This is a genomic window from Paraburkholderia sp. UYCP14C (assembly GCF_004197395.1).
GTDB lineage: Bacteria > Pseudomonadota > Gammaproteobacteria > Burkholderiales > Burkholderiaceae > Paraburkholderia.
In genome coordinates this window covers 47,283-64,446 of record NZ_SELS01000037.1, presented here as the reverse complement: position 1 = coordinate 64,446, position 17,164 = coordinate 47,283, and the positions used below count along the sequence as shown (strand labels likewise).

13 protein-coding genes are annotated in these 17,164 nt (G+C 68.0%); 6 read left to right on the top strand and 7 right to left on the bottom strand.

Going from position 1 to position 17,164, the window contains the following annotated elements; translation table 11 throughout:
* Positions 1 to 2: 2 nt before the first annotated feature.
* Genes EVC45_RS28195 through EVC45_RS28175 form a run of 5 tightly spaced genes read left to right on the top strand, consistent with a single transcriptional unit; the run spans position 3 to position 4,957 of the window.
* The gene (locus EVC45_RS28195; protein WP_129961485.1) at positions 3 to 491 is read left to right on the top strand and encodes a hotdog family protein; all 489 of its coding nucleotides are present in this window, start codon (positions 3 to 5) and stop codon (positions 489 to 491) included.
* Entirely contained in the window at positions 488 to 1,213 is a 726-nt protein-coding gene (locus tag EVC45_RS28190; RefSeq protein WP_129961484.1) for a 3-ketoacyl-ACP reductase FabG2, read from the top strand. Before EVC45_RS28195 ends, EVC45_RS28190 begins: the two co-directional genes overlap by 4 nt.
* Positions 1,213 to 2,439, top strand: a complete 1,227-nt coding sequence (locus tag EVC45_RS28185; protein ID WP_129961483.1) for a beta-ketoacyl-ACP synthase — start codon at positions 1,213 to 1,215, stop codon at positions 2,437 to 2,439. The genes EVC45_RS28190 and EVC45_RS28185 overlap by 1 nt, the downstream gene beginning before the upstream one ends.
* The gene (locus tag EVC45_RS28180; RefSeq protein ID WP_129961482.1) at positions 2,436 to 3,716 is read left to right on the top strand and encodes a beta-ketoacyl synthase N-terminal-like domain-containing protein; all 1,281 of its coding nucleotides are present in this window, start codon (positions 2,436 to 2,438) and stop codon (positions 3,714 to 3,716) included. Before EVC45_RS28185 ends, EVC45_RS28180 begins: the two co-directional genes overlap by 4 nt.
* The gene (locus tag EVC45_RS28175; RefSeq protein WP_129961481.1) at positions 3,713 to 4,957 is read left to right on the top strand and encodes an NAD(P)/FAD-dependent oxidoreductase; all 1,245 of its coding nucleotides are present in this window, start codon (positions 3,713 to 3,715) and stop codon (positions 4,955 to 4,957) included. The genes EVC45_RS28180 and EVC45_RS28175 overlap by 4 nt, the downstream gene beginning before the upstream one ends.
* A gap of 49 nt (positions 4,958 to 5,006) precedes the next feature.
* Here the strand turns inward: EVC45_RS28175 and guaD are convergent, their stop codons facing one another.
* From guaD to EVC45_RS28140, 7 genes are all read right to left on the bottom strand, one after another.
* Positions 5,007 to 6,389 (bottom strand): guanine deaminase, encoded by a 1,383-nt coding sequence (gene guaD, locus EVC45_RS28170; protein WP_129961480.1) that lies wholly within the window; start codon positions 6,387 to 6,389, stop codon positions 5,007 to 5,009.
* Between the two features lie 155 nt (positions 6,390 to 6,544).
* Positions 6,545 to 7,585, bottom strand: a complete 1,041-nt coding sequence (locus tag EVC45_RS28165) for an adenosine deaminase (protein ID WP_129961479.1) — start codon at positions 7,583 to 7,585, stop codon at positions 6,545 to 6,547.
* Positions 7,586 to 7,633: 48 nt separating this feature from the next.
* Entirely contained in the window at positions 7,634 to 8,650 is a 1,017-nt protein-coding gene (gene xdhC, locus EVC45_RS28160) for a xanthine dehydrogenase accessory protein XdhC (RefSeq protein WP_129961478.1), read from the bottom strand.
* On the bottom strand, positions 8,631 to 11,123 hold the full coding sequence (xdhB, locus tag EVC45_RS28155; RefSeq protein ID WP_129961477.1) for a xanthine dehydrogenase molybdopterin binding subunit: 2,493 nt from the start codon (positions 11,121 to 11,123) through the stop codon (positions 8,631 to 8,633). The genes xdhC and xdhB overlap by 20 nt, the downstream gene beginning before the upstream one ends.
* The gene (xdhA, locus tag EVC45_RS28150; protein ID WP_211193490.1) at positions 11,123 to 12,661 is read right to left on the bottom strand and encodes a xanthine dehydrogenase small subunit; all 1,539 of its coding nucleotides are present in this window, start codon (positions 12,659 to 12,661) and stop codon (positions 11,123 to 11,125) included. The genes xdhB and xdhA overlap by 1 nt, the downstream gene beginning before the upstream one ends.
* A 386-nt stretch (positions 12,662 to 13,047) precedes the next feature.
* Positions 13,048 to 13,557 (bottom strand): disulfide bond formation protein B, encoded by a 510-nt coding sequence (locus tag EVC45_RS28145; RefSeq protein WP_129961475.1) that lies wholly within the window; start codon positions 13,555 to 13,557, stop codon positions 13,048 to 13,050.
* 144 nt (positions 13,558 to 13,701) lie between these two features.
* The gene (locus EVC45_RS28140; protein WP_129961474.1) at positions 13,702 to 15,081 is read right to left on the bottom strand and encodes an amidase; all 1,380 of its coding nucleotides are present in this window, start codon (positions 15,079 to 15,081) and stop codon (positions 13,702 to 13,704) included.
* Between the two features lie 214 nt (positions 15,082 to 15,295).
* Between EVC45_RS28140 and EVC45_RS28135 the strand changes: the two genes are divergently transcribed.
* Positions 15,296 to 17,053, top strand: coding sequence for a cation:proton antiporter (locus tag EVC45_RS28135; protein ID WP_129961473.1), 1,758 nt, complete (start codon positions 15,296 to 15,298; stop codon positions 17,051 to 17,053).
* Positions 17,054 to 17,164: the final 111 nt, after the last annotated feature.

The window sequence follows — 17,164 nt, the reverse complement described above, 5'->3', positions numbered from 1 at the left end:
GCATGACGACTTCGCTACCCACGGTCGAGCAACTCGTGCGTCAGCCGATCGAAGCGATCATCCCGCATCGCGGCAGCATGCTGCTGCTCGACGCGATCGACACCTTCGCCGACACCACGCTCGCCGCCTTCGCCAACGTCGACCCGCACGCCTGGTATGCCGACGCCGCCGGCGCGATGCCCGCGTGGATCGGCATCGAGCTGATGGCGCAGGCGATCGCCGCGCACATCGCGCTGGTCGCGATGCGCGGCGGCGGCCACGCGCGTCCCGGTGTGCTGCTCGGCTCGCGCAGCTATCAGGCGATGCAGCCTGTGTTCCCAGGCGGTGCGCGTTTGCGCGTCGACGTGAGCGAGCTGCTGCGCAGCGAGGCGGGCCACAGCGCCTACGAATGCACGATCGACGACGGCGACACGCGTTGTGCCGAAGCCGTGATCAAGGTATTTCAACCGCCCGATTTCCAGTCATTCATCGAAGGGAGTGTCAGTTCATGAGCCGGCGAGTTCTCGTTACCGGCGCAAGCCGCGGCATCGGCCGCGCGATTGCGTACAAGTTGGCCGCCGACGGCTTCGCCGTGACCGTGCATTGCCGCACGGGGCGCAGCGAAGCCGACGCGGTCGCGACGGGCATCGCCGCGCAGGGCGGCACCGCGCGCGTGCTGCAATTCGACGTGCGCGAGCGCGCGGTGTGCCGCGACGCGCTCGAAGCCGACGTCGCCGCGCACGGTCCGTACTACGGCATCGTGTGCAGCGCGGGCGTCACGCGCGATGCCGCGTTTCCCGCGCTCACCGAAGAAGACTGGGACGTCGTGATCGAAACCGGCCTCGACGCGTTCTACAACGTCGTGCATCCGCTGACGATGCCGATGGTGCGCGCGCGCCAGGGCGGGCGCATCGTCACGATCGCGTCGGTGTCGGGCGTGATGGGCAATCGCGGCCAGGTCAACTACAGCGCGGCGAAGGCGGGACTCATCGGCGCGACCAAGGCGCTCGCGGTCGAACTCGCGTCGCGCAATATCACCGTCAATTGCGTCGCGCCGGGGCTGATCGAAACCGGCATGCTCGAAACGGTGACGCTCGACCACGCGCTGAAGACCGTGCCGATGAACCGCGTCGGCCAGCCGGCGGAGGTCGCGTCGGTGGTGAGCTTTCTGATGTCGGACGGCGCGTCGTACGTGACGCGCCAGGTGATCGGCGTGAACGGCGGAATGGTCTGATGAAGCGCGTCGTCATCACCGGCATGGGCGGCGTGAGCGCGTTCGGCGATAGCTGGGACGCGGTCCAGGCGCGCCTCGAACGCGGCGAGAACGCGGTGCGGCGCATGCCCGAGTGGGACTACTTCGAATCGCTGCATACGCGGCTCGCGTGTCCGTTAGCCGGGTTCGAGACTCCCGCGCATTACCCGCGCAAAAAGGTGCGCTCGATGGGACCGGTGTCGCTGTATGCGGTGCGCGCGAGCGAACTCGCCCTCGCCGATGCGGGGCTCGCGGACGACACCCGCATCGCCGATGGCCGCATGGGCGTCGCGTACGGTTCGTCGTCGGGCTCGGTCCAGCCGATCCGCGCGTTCGGCACGATGCTCGAAACCGGCTCGATGAGCAACGTCACGTCGAACAGCTACGTGCAGATGATGCCGCACACGACGGCCGTCAACGTGAGCCTGTTCTGGGATCTGAAAGGCCGCATCATCCCGACCTCGTGCGCGTGCGCGTCGGGCAGCCAGGCGATCGGCTATGCGTACGAGGCGATCCAGTCCGGCAAACAGACGCTGATGCTCGCGGGCGGCGCGGAAGAATTGTCGGGCCCGGCGGTCGCCGTGTTCGACACGCTGTACGCGACCAGCACGCGCAACGACGAGCCGCATCTGACGCCGCGTCCGTTCGATGCCGCGCGCGACGGCCTCGTGGTCGGCGAGGGCGCGGCGACGCTGGTTCTCGAAGAATACGAGCACGCCGTGGCGCGCGGCGCGCGGATTCACGCTGAGGTGGTCGGCTTCGGCTGCAACTCGGACGGCGCGCACATGACCCAACCGACCGCCGACACGATGGCGCTCGCGATGCAGCTCGCGCTGCGCGACGCGCAATTGCCGCCCGAAGCGATTGCCTACGTGAACGCGCACGGCACGTCGACCGATCGCGGCGATATCGCCGAAAGCCATGCGACCGCGCAGACCTTCGGCGCTCGGATGCCGATCAGCTCGCTGAAGAGCTATGTCGGCCATACGCTCGGCGCGTGCGGGGCGCTCGAAGCGTGGTGGACGATCGAGATGATGAAGCGCAACTGGTACGTGCCGACGCTGAATCTCGACCACATCGATCCGGCCTGCGCGGCGCTCGATTACATCGTCGGCGGCGCGCGCGACATCGACGCCGAGTACGTGATGAGCAACAACTTCGCGTTCGGCGGCATCAACACGTCGCTGATATTCCGGCGCGTTCGATGAGCGCCGGCCTGCAACGCGTGGTGGTGACCGGCATGGGCATCGTGTCATGTCTCGGCAATACGCTCGACGAAGTCTCGGCTGCGTTGCGAGCGGGGCGCTCGCGCATCGAGCGGATCGACGCGTGGCGCGAGCGCGGGTTTGCATCGCAGGTGGCCGGCGTCGCGTCGGTCGCGCACGAGGCGCCGTTCGAGCGCAAGCTCGAACGCTTCATGGGCGATACCGCGCGCTTCGCGTGCCACGCAGCGAACCGCGCGATCGACGATGCGGGGCTGACCTCGGACGCATTGCAGTCGCCGCGCGCGGGCGTCGTGATCGGCTCGGGCGTCGGCGCGTTGGCGAGTTACGACGCGGCGCTCGCGATCGCGCAAACGCGCGGTGTCGAAAAGGTGTCGCCGTACACGGTGCCGCACGCGATGAGCAGCACCGCGTCGGCGAACGTCGCGCAGATGTTCGGGCTCGAAGGCGTCAGCTATTCGCCGTCGTCGGCCTGCACGACGTCGGCGCTGGCGATCGGTCAGGCGATGCAGCTGATCCAGACAGGCCGCCAGCAGATCGTGCTCGCGGGCGGCAGCGAGGCGCTGCACGACAACACGACGCTGATGTTCGACGCGATGGGCGCGTTGTCGCGCCGTTTCAACGACACGCCGCACAGCGCGTCGCGTCCGTACGACACGCAGCGCGACGGTTTCGTGATCGCGTCGGGCGGCGGCGTGCTGGTGCTCGAAGCGCTCGATCATGCGCTCGCGCGCGGCGCGCGCATCTACGCGGAGCTGACCGGCTTCGGCGATTGCACGGATCGCGCGGGGATGGTCGCGCCGCGTGCGGCCGGCATCGCGCGCGCGATGCGCGGCGCGCTGGAGCAAACGGGCCGGCCGCCCGACTACGTGAACACGCATGCGCCGTCGACGCCGCTCGGCGATCTCGAAGAGCTGCACGCGTTGCGCGACGTGTTCGGTGCATCGGCGCAAGGGCTGCCCGCGTTCTCGTCGACCAAGGGCATGACCGGGCATTCGCTCGGCGCGTGCGGTGCGCACGAAGCGATCTATACGCTGCTGATGATGCGCGACGGCTTTATCGCGGGCACGGCGCTCATCGATACGCCGGAGCCGCAAGTGCGCGACATGCCGCTCGTGCGTGTCACGCGCGACGCGCGCATCGACACGGCGATGTCGGTTTCATTCGGGTTCGGCGGCAGTTGCGCGAGCCTGATGTTCGAAGCGTGGCGCGGCCCTGATGCCGCGCTGCCACGCATGCAAAACGTTGGAGGAGTGACTTGAATAGCGATACTTCAAAGCCGACCGCGGTCGACGTCGCGATCATCGGCGCGGGTCCCGCCGGCGCGGTGGCTGCCGCGCTATTGCGCCGGGCGGGCCGCTCGGTGCTGGTGCTGGAGCGTCAGCACTTTCCGCGCTTCTCGATCGGCGAGAGCCTGTTGCCGCAAAGCATGGCGTATCTCGAAGAGGCCGGCATGCTGCAGGCCGTCGTCGAGGCGGGCTTCCAGTACAAGAACGGCGCGTATTTCGTGTATCGCGACCAGAGCTCGTCGTTCGACTTCCGCGACAAGCATTCGCCGGGCTGGGGCACTACGTACCAGGTCGAGCGCGCGCTGTTCGACGACGTGCTGATTCGCTGCGCGGCCGCGCAGGGCGCCGACGTGCGGTTCGGCCACACGGTGAGCGCGGTGCAGACCGGCGCGGCGCCGGTACTCGACGTCGCCGATGAGGCGGGGCGCGCATATCGGGTCCACGCGCGTTTCGTGCTCGATGCGAGCGGCTTCGGGCGCGTGCTGCCGCGCCTGCTGAACCTGGAAGCGCCGACGCGCATGCCGACGCGCGCCGCACTGTTCACGCACGTGCGCGACGGTCTCGCGCTCGACGACATCGATCGCAACAAGATCTGCATCGCGACGCATCCCGAGCGTCGCGACGTGTGGTGCTGGATGATTCCGCTCGCGGGCGGCCGTTCTTCGGTGGGATGCGTCGCCGAGGCGAGCTTTCTCGACGTGCCGGAAGCGCCGCGCGAGGCGACGCTGCGCGCGCTGATCCAGCAGGAGCCGACGCTGAACCGGCTGATCGGGCAGGCGCCGTTCCTGATGCCGGTGCGGCAGATCGGCGGCTACGCGGCGAACGTCGCGAGTCTGCACGGGCCGGGCTATGCGCTGCTCGGCAATGCGGGCGAGTTTCTCGATCCGGTGTTTTCGTCCGGTGTGACGATCGCGCTGCGCTCCGCGCATCTGGCGGCGCGCGCGCTGAACCGGCAGCTCGACGGCGCGACGGTCGACTGGTCAGCCGACTATGACGTACCGTTGCGCAAAGGCATCGATACGTTCCGCGCGTTCGTCGAGCGCTGGTACACGGGCGAGCTGCAGGACATCATCTATTACCCGGAGCAGTCGCCGACGATCCGCCGGATGATCTGCGCGGTGCTCGCCGGTTACGCGTGGGACGAGTCGAATCCGTATGTCGTGGACCCGGTGCGGCGGCTCAACGCGCTGCACGAGGTGTGCAAGCCGGGCTGAGGCGCGCCTCGGCCCGAGCCAGCAACAAGAGGCAACTTCAAGCCGAGGCTCAAGCCGCGATCTTCGCGCGCCCCGGCACGTGCTGGCGCGCATCGTCGCGGCGATGCACGCGCTTTCCGGCCGCGTACGTCTCATACACCGCACGATCGTCGCCGAGCAGCGCGAACGCGAACAGCAACTCCTCGAGCGATTCGCGCCGCGCGGTGCGGCGCGCGAGCAGCGGCGTCGCCTGCGGATCGAGCACGACGAAGTCCGCTTCCGAGCCGTCCCTCAGCGTGCCGACCTTGTCGGCGAGATCGAGCGCTTCGGCCGCGCCCGCGGTCGCGAGATAGAACATCCGCGTCGCCGTCAGATGATGGCCGCCGAGGCGCGCGACCTTGTGCGCTTCGTTCATCGTCTGCAGCATCGAGAACGACGTGCCGCCGCCGACGTCGGTCGCAAGCGCGATGGGCATGCCGGCCGAGTCGGCCTTCTCGAAGTCGAACAGGCCGCTGCCGAGGAACAGGTTCGACGTCGGGCAGTGCGACGCGAGCGCGCCGGTTTGCGCCATGCGCTTGCGGTCCTCGTCATCGAGGTAGATGCAATGGCCGTACACCGCGCGACGGCGCAGCAAGCCGTAGTGATCGTAGATGTCGAGATAGCTGCGGTGGCCGGGGAACAGATCCGCAACCCATTTCACTTCGTCGGTGTTCTCCGCGACGTGGCTCTGGATGAACAGGTCCGGATGCTGTTGCGCGAGCGCGCCGCACGCTTCGAGCTGCGCTTCGGTCGAAGTCGGCGCGAAGCGCGGCGTCAGCGCGTACATCTGGCGGCCGCGATTGTGCCAGCGGCCGATCAGCTCGGCGCTGTCGTCATAGCCCGATTGCGCGGTGTCGCGCAGGAACTCGGGGCAGTGGCGGTCCATCAGCACCTTGCCCGCGACCATGCGCAGATTGCGCGCTTCGCTCTCGGCGAAGAGGGCGTCGGCGGATTCCTTGTGCACCGTGCAGTACACGAGTGCGGTCGTGGTGCCGCAGGCGAGCAGTTCGTCGACGAAGAAGCTCGCGGTGTCGCGCGCGTGCGCGATGTCGGCGAAGCGGCGCTCGGTCGGAAACGTGTAGGTGTCGAGCCACGGCAGCAAACCCGGCGCCGGCGACGCGATCATGTCGGTCTGCGGATAGTGGATGTGCGTATCGATGAAGCCCGGCACGATCAGCTTGTCGCGCCGGTCCACGACCTGCGTGCCGGGCGCGAGCCGCGCCGCGATCGCCGCATAGGCGTCCGCCGCGACGACGCGGCCGTCTTCGACGATCAGCAGACCGTCCTCGTAGAACACCGCGGCGTTCGGCGCATGTGCCGGATCGCCGTTGAAGGTCAGCAGTTGCGCGCGGAATGCCGTTTGCGCCGCTTTTGCCGTTTGCGCCGCTGGCGCGGTATGAGCCGATTCAGTCATGGAAAAGCTGTCTCCGAATGTTGAAATCTGGGCGGCGAAGGCAGCGGCCACCGCGCCTCGGTCCGGGTCGTTGCCGTTTCCCGAACGAGGCGAAGCCGCTGGCCGCCGACACCCGTCGAGGCCGGTCAGTTTTTGAAATCCAGTGGCGCAGTGGCTTACTGCCGCCAGTGCGCGTCGAGCTTGCCGATCAGCGTCGCGCGTTCCTCGGGCGTCACGAACGACGCCTCGAAGCCGTTGCGGATGATCGTGTAGACCTCGGCGTCGTCGAGCTTCAGCGCGTCGATCGTCGCCAGGTAGTTGGCGTTCACGTAGCCGCCGAAATAGGCCGGGTCGTCGGAATTGACGGTCACCGCGACGCCGTGATCGAGCAGGTCCTTCAGCGTGTGCTTGGTCAGGTCGTCGAATACGCACAGTTTCAGGTTCGACAGCGGGCACACGGTCAGCGCGACGCGCGTGTCGGCGAGGCGCGTGACGAGCGCCGGGTCCTCGATGCTGCGCACGCCGTGATCGACACGGTCGACCTTCAGCACGTCGAGCGCTTCGTAGATGTAGGACGGCGGGCCTTCCTCGCCCGCATGCGCGACCAGCTTCAATCCAAGCGCGCGCGCCTTTGCGAACACGCGCTCGAACTTCGACGGCGGATGGCCGCGCTCCGACGAATCGAGCCCCACGCCGATCAGCCGATGCTTGTACTGCTCGAAGAGGGGCAGTGCTTCGTCGAAGGTGGCGAGCGCATCGTCCTCGGACAGATGGCGCAGGAAGCACAGGATCAGCTTGCTCGACATGCCGCGCTTCTCGGCGTCGGCGAGCGCGCGTTCGATGCCGGCCACCACCGTCGCGATCCGTACGCCGCGCTCGGTGTGCGTCTGCGGGTCGAAGAAGATTTCGCTATGCACGACGTTGTCGGCGAGACAGCGCTCGACGTAGGCCATCGTCATGTCGTAGAAGTCCTGCTCGTGCAGCAGCACGCTCGCGCCCGCGTAATAGATGTCGAGGAACGATTGCAGATCGGTGAACGCATAGGCGGCGCGCAACGCTTCCACCGAGTCGTAGGCGAGCTTCACGCCGTTGCGCTGCGCGAGCGCGAAAATCAGCTCGGGTTCGAGCGAGCCTTCGATGTGGATATGCAGCTCGGCCTTCGGCGCGCGTGCGGTTTTGTCGGCGAGCGATAGAGCGGTAGCGGTTGTCGTATTCATGCTGATTTGGAATTGTGTATTGGAGTAACGGGCGGTCCGGCTCGCGTATCAAACCGCCTGGGTCGCGTGGTGCGCGCCCGCGTTCGCCTCGACGGCCTGTAGCACCTGCGCGGCCGCCGAGATCGCGATGACCTCGGGCGATTTGTCGACGATGCCGTCGACGCCGAGCGGACACTTCATCCGCGCGATCCGCGCCGGATCGAGACCGCGCGCCGCGAGCCGATGCTCGAACTGCTTGCGCTTGGTGTGCGAGCCGATCATGCCGAAGAATGCGAAGTCGCCGCGCCGCAGGATGCGCTCGGCCAGCTCGAGATCGCGCGCGTGGTTGTGCGTCATCACGACGAAGTACGTGTTCGGCGCGGCCTGGTCGATCGCTTCGTCGGGGGCGTCGTTCGCGTCGATCGTCACGTTCGGCGCGTGCAGCGCATCGAGCGCGGGAAACTGCGCGTCGCGCTCGTCGACCCAGCGCACCGTGCAAGGCAGCGTCGCGAGCACGCGCACGAGCGCCGCGCCGACGTGACCGGCACCGAACAGCACGACGGCGAATTCGCCCGGCGCGATCGTTTCGGTCAACAGCGCGCTGCTGTCGTCGAAACCCGCGCCGTCCCACAGCAGGCAGTCGGCGCCGTCGATGCCGGGCTCGGGCTCGGACAGCATCACCGCATCCGGCGCGGGGCCGAATGATACGCTACGCACCGTCGATTGACCCGCCGCGAGACGCTTGGCGAGCGACGCGAGCCAGCCGAGATCGCCGACGTCGAGCCGCTCGAACGCGAGAATCACCGCGCCGCCGCAGCACTGGCCGAGGCTCGGCCCCAACGCGAAGCGTTCGAGCCGCCGCATGTGCGGTGCGCGCATACCGTCGCGCAACACCTGGCGCGCGGTCTCGATCGCCTTCCACTCGAGGTGGCCGCCACCGATCGTATGCCTGGCCGCCTCGCGCGTGACGATCATCTTCGTGCCGGCTTCGCGCGGCGCCGAACCTTCGACGCGCGCGACCGTCACCAGCACCGCGGCGTCGCCATGCGCGAGCAGATGTTGCAGGTCAGTGAGCCAGGCTTGCATCCGGCGATTCTCCGTGGGGGGCCGCGTCAGCTGTCGGCGCGGCGGGTTCGGGGTGCGCTGCGGGTTGGGGCGGCCCGGCGTCGTGCATCGCATTCGCGGCATTCAGCGCGTCCAGCGCGTCGAGTATCGCTTCGGGTGTCGCCGGCGCGCGCAATGGCGGAGCATGTTGCGCGCCCGGCAGCGCGGCCGCGATCGCGTCGCGAATCGCCAGAAACGCCGAGAACGGCAGCAATAACGGCGGCTCGCCGACGGCCTTCGAGCGGAACACGGTCGGCTCGGCATTGCTGTTGTCGTAGAGCCGCACGTGGAACGCGGCCGGCGTGTCGCTGACCGCGGGAATCTTGTAGGTCGACGGCGCGTGCGTCATCAGGCGGCCGTCACGGTTCCACCACAGCTCTTCGGTGGTGAGCCAGCCCATGCCCTGAATGAAGCCGCCTTCGATCTGGCCGAGATCGATCGCCGGATTGATCGACTGGCCGGCGTCGTGCAACACGTCCGCGCGCACGAGCTTCCACTCGCCGGTCAGCGTATCGACGACGACCTCCGACACCGCCGCGCCATACGCGAAGTAATAGAACGGATGACCGGTCAGCGTCTTCGCATCCCAATGCACCTTCGGCGTCGCGTAGAAGCCGTCCGACCACAGCTGCACGCGCGCCAGATACGCCGCGTTGACGAGCTGTTCGAACGGCAGCGCGCCGCCGTTTACCGATACGCTGCCGCGCGCGAATTCCACGTCGTTGGCGTCGCCGCCGAGCTGGCGCGCCGCGAGTTCGGCCAGGCGTGCGCGGATCGTCTGCGCGGCGGCTTCGGCCGCCATGCCGTTCAGGTCGCTGCCGGTCGAGGCCGCGGTCGCCGACGTGTTGGCGATTTTCGAGGTGTCGGTGGCGGTCACCCGCACGCGCGATAACGGCAAGCCGAACTGATTCGCGACCACCTGCGCGACTTTCGTATTGAGCCCCTGGCCCATCTCGGTGCCGCCGTGATTGACGAGCACGGAGCCGTCCTTGTACACGTGCACGAGCGCGCCGGCCTGATTCAGGAACGGCACGTTGAACGAGATGCCGAACTTGACCGGCGAAAACGCGAGGCCGCGTTTGAGCACGGGACTCTTCGCATTGAATTCGGCAAGCGCCGCGCGACGCGCACGGTAGTCGCTCGAATCGAGCAGCGTGTCGGTCAGCGGCGCGATGACGTTGTCTTCGACGCGCTGTCCGTACGGCGTCGTATCGCGTTCGCCGATACCGTAGTAATTCGCGAGCCGCACGTCGAGCGGATCGAGCCGCAACTCGCGAGCGATGTCGTCGAGCAGCACTTCCATCACGAGCGCGCCCTGCGGTCCGCCGAAGCCGCGAAACGCGGTGTTCGACTGCGTATTCGTCTTGCAGCACAGCGCGACGATATCGACGTCGGACAGGTAATACGCGTTGTCGAAGTGGCACACCGCGCGCGTCGCGACCGCGCCGGACAGATCCGCGGAATAGCCGGCGCGCAAGGCGATTTCGACGCGCACGCCAAGCAGGCGCCCCTGGTCGTCGAAGCCCGCCTCGTATTCGTAGACCGCGTCGTGGCGCTTGCCGGTGATCAGGAAGTCGTCGTCGCGATCGGCGCGCAGCTTGACCGGCCGACGCAAGGACTGCGCGGCGAGCGCGGCCACGCACGCGAACAGCGCCGACTGCGATTCCTTGCCGCCGAAGCCGCCGCCCATGCGCCGGCATTCGCACACGACGCTATGCGCGGGCCAGTCGAGCATATGCGCGACGACCTGCTGCATCTCGCTCGGATGCTGCGTCGAACTGTAGACGAGCATGCCGTCCATCTCCTTCGGCACCGCGTAAGCGATCTGGCCTTCGAGATAGAACTGCTCCTGGCCGCCGACCTCGAACCTGCCGGCGAGCCGGTGCGGCGCGGCGGCGATCTTCGCGTCCGGGTCGCCGCGCCGCAGATGCAGCGGCGGCAGCACGAACTGTTTCGCGGCTTTTGCTTCGGTGGCGGTGAGGATCGCGTCGAGCGGCTCGTAGCGGATCACGTCGTCGCTTTTCGCGAGCGCGGCCGCGCGGCGTGCGAGCTCGTGAGTTTCGGCGATCACCGCGAAGACCGGCTGGCCGAGGTACAGCACTTCGCCGTCGGCGAGGATCGGATCGTCGTGCAGCACCGGGCCGCAATTGTTTTCGCCGGGGATATCGTCGGCGCTCAGCACCGCGAGCACGCCGGGCGCGTTTCTGACCGCGTCGAGATCCATCGACACGATGCGCGCGTGCGCATGGCGCGACAGACCGAGCGCCGCGTGCAGCGTGCCGTGCAGCTCGGCGATGTCGTCGGTGTAGGTCGCTTCGCCGCTCACGTGCAGCGCGGCGGATTCGTGCGGCAGCGGCACGCCGATCGACGCGCCGCCGGCGGCATCGTTCGGCCCCGCGTCGCGTTGCTCGGCACGCTCGGCCGCGCGTTCGATAAAGGCATCGGTCCGGTTCATTACGGCGACTCCTTCGCGACGGCTGCGCCCGCTTCGAACGCGAAGGCGTTGACGTCGCACAGCGCGAGCGGCGCGTCGTCGCGCGTTTCGAGGTAGAAGCGCCACAGCAGATTGCGTGCGACCTTCAGCCGATAGGCGCTCGACGCGCGCATGTCGGTGAGCGGCTGGTAATCGGCGGCGAGCGCGTCCATCGCGCGACGGGCGGTCTCTTCGGTCCACGCCGCGTCGTTGAGCACGGCTTCGGTGTGGGCGGCGCGCTTCGGTGTTGCCGCCATGCCGCCGAACGCGACGCGCGCCGCGCGGATCGTGCCGTCTGCCGCGACGTGCAGCGCGAACGCCGCGCACACCGCCGAGATGTCCTGGTCGTAACGCTTCGCGACCTTGTAGGTGCGAAACCGCAGCGCGCCGACCGGGCGCGGCACGCGCAGCGCGCCGACGAATTCGCCGGGCGCGAGCGCGGTCTTCTGATAGCCGAGGTAGAACGCGTCGAGCGGCAGCGTGCGGGTCGTGCGATCGCGGCGCAGTTCGACCTCGGCGCCGAGCGCGAGCAGGGCCGGCATCGAATCGCCGATCGGCGAGCCGTTCGCGACATTGCCGCCGAGCGTGCCCGCATTGCGGATCGGCAGCGATGCGAAGCGCGTCCACAGTTCGGCGAGCTCGGGGTAGTCGGCGGTGAGCGCCGCGTACGCGTCTTCGAGCGTGACCGCCGCGCCGATGGTCAGCGTCTGCGCGTCGCGCGCGATCGTCTTCAACTCGGCGACGTTGCCGATGTAAAGCAGGTCGCCGAGATCGCGGAACTGCTTGGTGACCCACAAGCCGACGTCGGTGCTGCCCGCGACGATGCGCGCGTCCGGATGCTGTGCGCGCAGCGACGCGAACGCGTCGAGCGTGAGCGGGGCGTGGAAGGTCGGCGAGCCGAACGCGGCGCCGCGGATGTCGGGCGCGCTGTATTCGAACGTGTCTTTACGTTGCAGCGTGCGCAGCGTGGCCGCGATCGCGTCGCGGTCGAGCGTGACACGCGGATGCTGCGCGTAGTCGAACATCTTCTGCGCGGCATCGATGATCGGCCGGTAGCCGGTGCAGCGGCACAGATTGCCGGACAGCGCGGCGTCGATTTCGTCGCGGGTCGGCAGGCCGGCGCCGGCGGGCTGGTTTTCGTAGAGGGCCCACATCGACATCACGAAGCCGGGCGTGCAGAAGCCGCATTGCGAACCGTGGCAGTCGACCAGCGCCTGCTGCACCGGATGCAGCGCGCCGTTGGCGGCGTGCAGGTCTTCGACGGTGAAGAGGGCGCGGCCGTCGAGCGTCGGCAGGAACTGGATGCAGGCGTTGACCGCCTTCAGGGCGAGGGCGCCGCGCGCGTCGAGTTCGCCGATCACGACCGTGCACGCGCCGCAGTCGCCTTCCGCGCAGCCTTCCTTGGTGCCGGTGCAGCGCAGGTCCTCGCGCAGGTGCTGCAGCACGGTGCGCGTCGCCGGGACGTCCGCGACCTCGCGGACGGACCCCTGGTGGTAGAAGCGGATGGTTTGCGTTGTCATGGCGAGTCGGAAGACAGTGCGGACCGGGCGCGCGTTACGCAGGGGGTCGAAAAAGCCGGCCTCGCGCACGTAGATCGCCATCCATACCCGAAGATAGCACTACCCCGGCCCGAAAATATTTCCCGCGTCGCATGAAGCTCATGCGGCGACGGTCATGATCCTGGTACGAGTCGCGCGGCAGCGAGAAGTTGCGTGCGCGTGGCGGGAAACGACGGGAAGGGCGTGCGGGCTGAGAGCGTCGCGCAGAAAAAACGCCGGACTTCGTTGGCCCGGCATGGGCAACACGAAGTCCGGCGTGTTTGGCGATGCGGATCGGCAAGCGCGCTGGCGGCGAGTTCGGCGTTTCGAACGGCGTTCGAGGCTCGCTCGACCAGGTTTCGCCGCCGTCAGGAAACCCGACGGCGATTGCGCACCAGGCTCAGCACCAGCGCGACGAACGCGACGATGAACGCGACGCCCGACCACATCGGCAGCGTCAGCCCGAGAATCGGCGGATATGCGGTTTCGCACAGGCCCGCGACCTTGAACACGCTCGGCAGCCAGTGCGCGGGGGGCAGGCTGTCGACCACCGGCTGCAGCGCGTCGAAGCCGCAGCTGAAGCCGGGATTCGCCTGGATGTACACATGCCGCCCCGCGGTCGCGATGCCAGCGAGCGCCGACAGCGCCGCCATCACTTCGAGCAGGCGCACGCCGCGCCAGTTCCGGAAGCGCGCGCCGAGGAACGCGAAGATCGCGATCAGCAGGAAGAAATAGCGCTGGATGATGCACAGCGGGCACGGGTCTTCGCGCAGGCCGAATTGCAGGTACAACGCACCGCCCACGAGGGCGACGCAGATCAGGCCGAGCAGAACCAGCAGGGTGCGCTCGCGGCGCAGCATCGCGGAGTCGTTATTCATGGATCTTCGATTGGTCTGGAGACGAAAGGGCGGGTGCCCGCGATTCTAGCGCGAACCCCCGCCGTGACGTTTATGGCCTGACGATTGGCGCGGCCGGTGGCGGTGCCGCTGCCGTTGCAGCCGGCCAGCGGCCCGCGCCGCGCTTTACCGGATCGCGTTCAGCACCGCCTCGGCCCCTCGGCCGATCGCGAGCAGCGCGTCGTCGGCGTACGGCGCGCCCGCGAGCATCAGGCCGACCGGCGCGTCGCCGCGCAGATGGCACGGCAGCGACAGCGCGCAGCTGTCGAGGAAGTTGAACGCGCTCGGATTGCGCAGGATCAGCGCGTTGGTGCGGCCAAACGCGTCGTCGTCGTCGACCAGGTCGGCCAGACGCGGCGGCACGACCGGCACCGTCGGCGCGACGACCGCGTCGAAACGCTGCCACAGCGTGCGTGCGGCTTCATCGAGCATGGCTTCGCGCTCGGCGAGCAGGTCCAGATAGTCGACCGCGCTGGCCGGCTGCCCCTTCATGATGCGCACGAGCACGCGCGGATCGTATTGCTCGCGATGCTTGTCGAGCAGCGGACGATGCCACGCATACGCCTCGATCGGCGAAAAGCCGAAGCGGTTGATCTGCGGCAGACGGTCGAGCGGCGCGAAGCGCACTTCGCTGACGATCGCGCCGGCCGCCTCCAGATGCTTGAGCGCGGTATCGATCGCGCTTGCGACTTCGGGCTCGACACCGTCGGTCACGAAGTTGGTCAGCACGCCGAGGCGCACGCCCTCGAGCGGCCGCGCGGCCGGGATGCGCGGCTCGAGCCCGGCGAGCATCCGGTCGACCAGCGCGCAGCACGCGACCGACACGCCGATCGGCCCGAACGAATCGAGCGTCGGCGACAGCGGCACGCCGCCCTGCTTCGGAATGCGCGCGGCGGTCGGCTTGAAGCCGGTCAGCCCGCACAGCGCGGCCGGAATGCGGATCGAGCCGCCGGTGTCGGTGCCGAGCGCGACCGCGGCCATGCCGTCGGCGACCGAGGCCGCCGCGCCCGACGACGAGCCGCCCGAAACCCGCTCGTCGCCCTTCGCGCCGCGCCGGTACGGAGACAGCGGATGGCCGTAGTGCGGATTCAGGCCGAGCCCCGAAAACGCGAACTCGCTCATGTTGGTCCGCCCGACGATCACGGCGCCGGCCCGCTTCAGACGCGCGACCGCAACCGCATCGGCCTTCGCGGCGGGCGCGTCGGCGAGCGCGATGGAGCCCGCGCGGGTCGGCTGGCCTTCGATGTCGAACAGATCCTTGACCGACACCGGAATCCCGGCGAGCGGCGACAGCACCGTGCCGGCCGCGCGCAGCCGGTCGTGCGCGTCGGCGGCAGCACGCGCGGAGTCGGCGTCGACGTGCATGAAGACGGCGGTGCCCTGGCCGGCCGGATCGGCGATCCGGCCGAGCGCGGTTTCGACGAGCGCGCGGCTGGTGGTGCGGCCGGCGGCGAGATCGGCGGCGAGCTGGGCAAGCGGCGGGAAGGGGGCGAAGTCAGTGGCCATGATGTCGGTAGAAATCCGGTTGAGCGCCGTTGGGGCGTATGCGCGGGGCAGTGTCGAGCCAACGTGAAAGGTCCGTCCGCATTGTAGAGCAAGGTTTTGCGGCCGAGCGGCCTGACACCGATGGTGCACTGCCGCGCACGAATTCGCCAGAAACCTGGCCGGTTCGTTTGTTACACTGCGCTTTACGAGATTACTGTTTGTAAGGAATGCGTTCATGCACCATGGCATCGGCTTCATCCAGGATCTGGCCGTCGTGATGGCGCTGGCCGGCGTCGTCACCGTGCTGTTCCATCGCCTGAAGCAGCCGGTGGTGCTCGGCTATATCGCGGCCGGCGTGATCATCGGACCGTACACGCCGCCGTTCCAGCTGATCCACGACGAACAGACGATCCAGACGCTCGGCGAACTGGGCGTGGTGTTCCTGATGTTTTCGCTGGGCCTCGAATTCAGCCTGCGCAAGCTGTTCAAGGTCGGCGCGACGGCGATCGTCGCCGCGCTGTCCGAGATCGTGCTGATGCTGTGGATCGGCTATGAGATCGGCAGCGCGTTCGGCTGGAGCCCGATGGACTCGCTGTTCCTCGGCGCGATCCTCGCGATCTCGTCGACGACGATCATCGTGAAGGCGTTGTCGGACCTCGGACTGAAACGGGAAAGCTTCGCGCAACTCGTGTTCGGCATTCTGATCGTCGAGGACATTCTCGGCATCGCGATGCTGGTGCTGCTGACCGGCATCGCGCAGACCGGGCAGCTGTCGGCCGGGCTCGCGGCCGTCACGCTCGGCAAGCTGCTGCTGTTCATGACGGTGTCGCTGCTGGTCGGCGTGCTGCTCGTGCCGCGCGCGCTGAACTACGTCGCGCGCACCGGCAGCGACGAGATGCTGCTCGTGTCGGTGCTCGGCTTCTGCTTCGGTTTCTGTCTGCTGGTCGTCAAGCTCGATTACAGCATTGCGCTCGGCGCGTTCCTGATCGGCGCGATCATGGCCGAGTCGCGTCATCTGCACCGGATCGAGCATCTGATCGCACCGCTGCGCGACGCTTTTTCCGCGATCTTCTTCGTCACGATCGGACTGATGCTGAACCCGGCCGTGATGCTCGACTACGGGTGGCCGATTGCGGTGATCACGCTGGCGGTGATCGTCGGCAAGCTCGTGTCGTGCGGGCTGGGCACGTTTCTGTCGGGGCAGGACGCGCGCACCTCGATGCGGGTCGGCATGACCGTATCGCAGATCGGCGAGTTCTCGTTCATCATCGCGACGCTCGGTTTGACGTTGAAGGTGACGAGCGGGTTTCTGTACCCGATCGCGGTCGCCGTGTCGGCGTTGACCACGCTGACGACGCCCTATCTGATCCGGGTCGCCGATCCGCTGACGCGCCGCATCGCGCGAGCGATGCCTGCCACGATGTCCAACGTGTTCGGCATGTACGGGCAATGGCTGCGCAGTCTGATCACGGCTCGCGGCGAGCCGACGCTGATCGGCATGACGCGGCGCATCGTCCTGCAGATCGCGGTGAATCTCGCGCTCGTCGCGGCGATTTTCCTGGCCGTTTCGTATACCGCGCCGCACAGCGGCCGGCTGCTCGCGCACTGGCTCGACGACGAGCAACTGCAACGCGTGGTGCAGTGGAGCGTCGCGCTCGTCGTGTCGCTGCCGTTCCTCGTGGCCGTGTATCGCAAGACCAAGTCGCTCGCGCTGCTGCTCGCCGAAGTCAGCGTGCAGCCGACCACCGCCGGGCGCTTCACGAGCGCGCTGCGTCACGCGATCGCCGACCTCGTGCCGATCGTGTCGATGATCGGCGTGTTTCTGCTGGTGGCGGCGCTGTCGGGCAGCATCCTGCCGCCGACTGGCCTGCTCGTCGCGGTGCTCGTGTGCGCGGCGCTGCTGCTCGCGCTCGTGTGGCGCTGGTGTGTGAAGATCCACGCGTCGATGCAGATCGCCTTGCGGGAAACTTTCGAAGAGCGGCCAGACCCTTGACTCATAGCGATGGGTGCGGCGCTTCGCAACAATGTGAGTAATTGTGTGCGGGTTTGCCGGGCCTGCTGCGCTGGCGGATAATCAGGGCATATTCATTCGTTCCCGTGAAAG

Bases quoted from the DNA above. Each gene is read 5' to 3' on its own strand.
- EVC45_RS28195 (WP_129961485.1), top strand. From the start codon at position 3: ATGACGACTTCGCTACCCACGGTCGAGCAACTCGTGCGTCAGCCGATC.
- EVC45_RS28190 (WP_129961484.1), top strand. From the start codon at position 488: ATGAGCCGGCGAGTTCTCGTTACCGGCGCAAGCCGCGGCATCGGCCGC.
- EVC45_RS28185 (WP_129961483.1), top strand. From the start codon at position 1,213: ATGAAGCGCGTCGTCATCACCGGCATGGGCGGCGTGAGCGCGTTCGGC.
- EVC45_RS28180 (WP_129961482.1), top strand. From the start codon at position 2,436: ATGAGCGCCGGCCTGCAACGCGTGGTGGTGACCGGCATGGGCATCGTG.
- guaD (WP_129961480.1), bottom strand. From the start codon at position 6,389: ATGACTGAATCGGCTCATACCGCGCCAGCGGCGCAAACGGCAAAAGCG.
- EVC45_RS28165 (WP_129961479.1), bottom strand. From the start codon at position 7,585: ATGAATACGACAACCGCTACCGCTCTATCGCTCGCCGACAAAACCGCA.
- xdhC (WP_129961478.1), bottom strand. From the start codon at position 8,650: ATGCAAGCCTGGCTCACTGACCTGCAACATCTGCTCGCGCATGGCGAC.
- xdhB (WP_129961477.1), bottom strand. From the start codon at position 11,123: ATGAACCGGACCGATGCCTTTATCGAACGCGCGGCCGAGCGTGCCGAG.
- xdhA (WP_211193490.1), bottom strand. From the start codon at position 12,661: ATGACAACGCAAACCATCCGCTTCTACCACCAGGGGTCCGTCCGCGAG.
- EVC45_RS28145 (WP_129961475.1), bottom strand. From the start codon at position 13,557: ATGAATAACGACTCCGCGATGCTGCGCCGCGAGCGCACCCTGCTGGTT.
- EVC45_RS28140 (WP_129961474.1), bottom strand. From the start codon at position 15,081: ATGGCCACTGACTTCGCCCCCTTCCCGCCGCTTGCCCAGCTCGCCGCC.
- EVC45_RS28135 (WP_129961473.1), top strand. From the start codon at position 15,296: ATGCACCATGGCATCGGCTTCATCCAGGATCTGGCCGTCGTGATGGCG.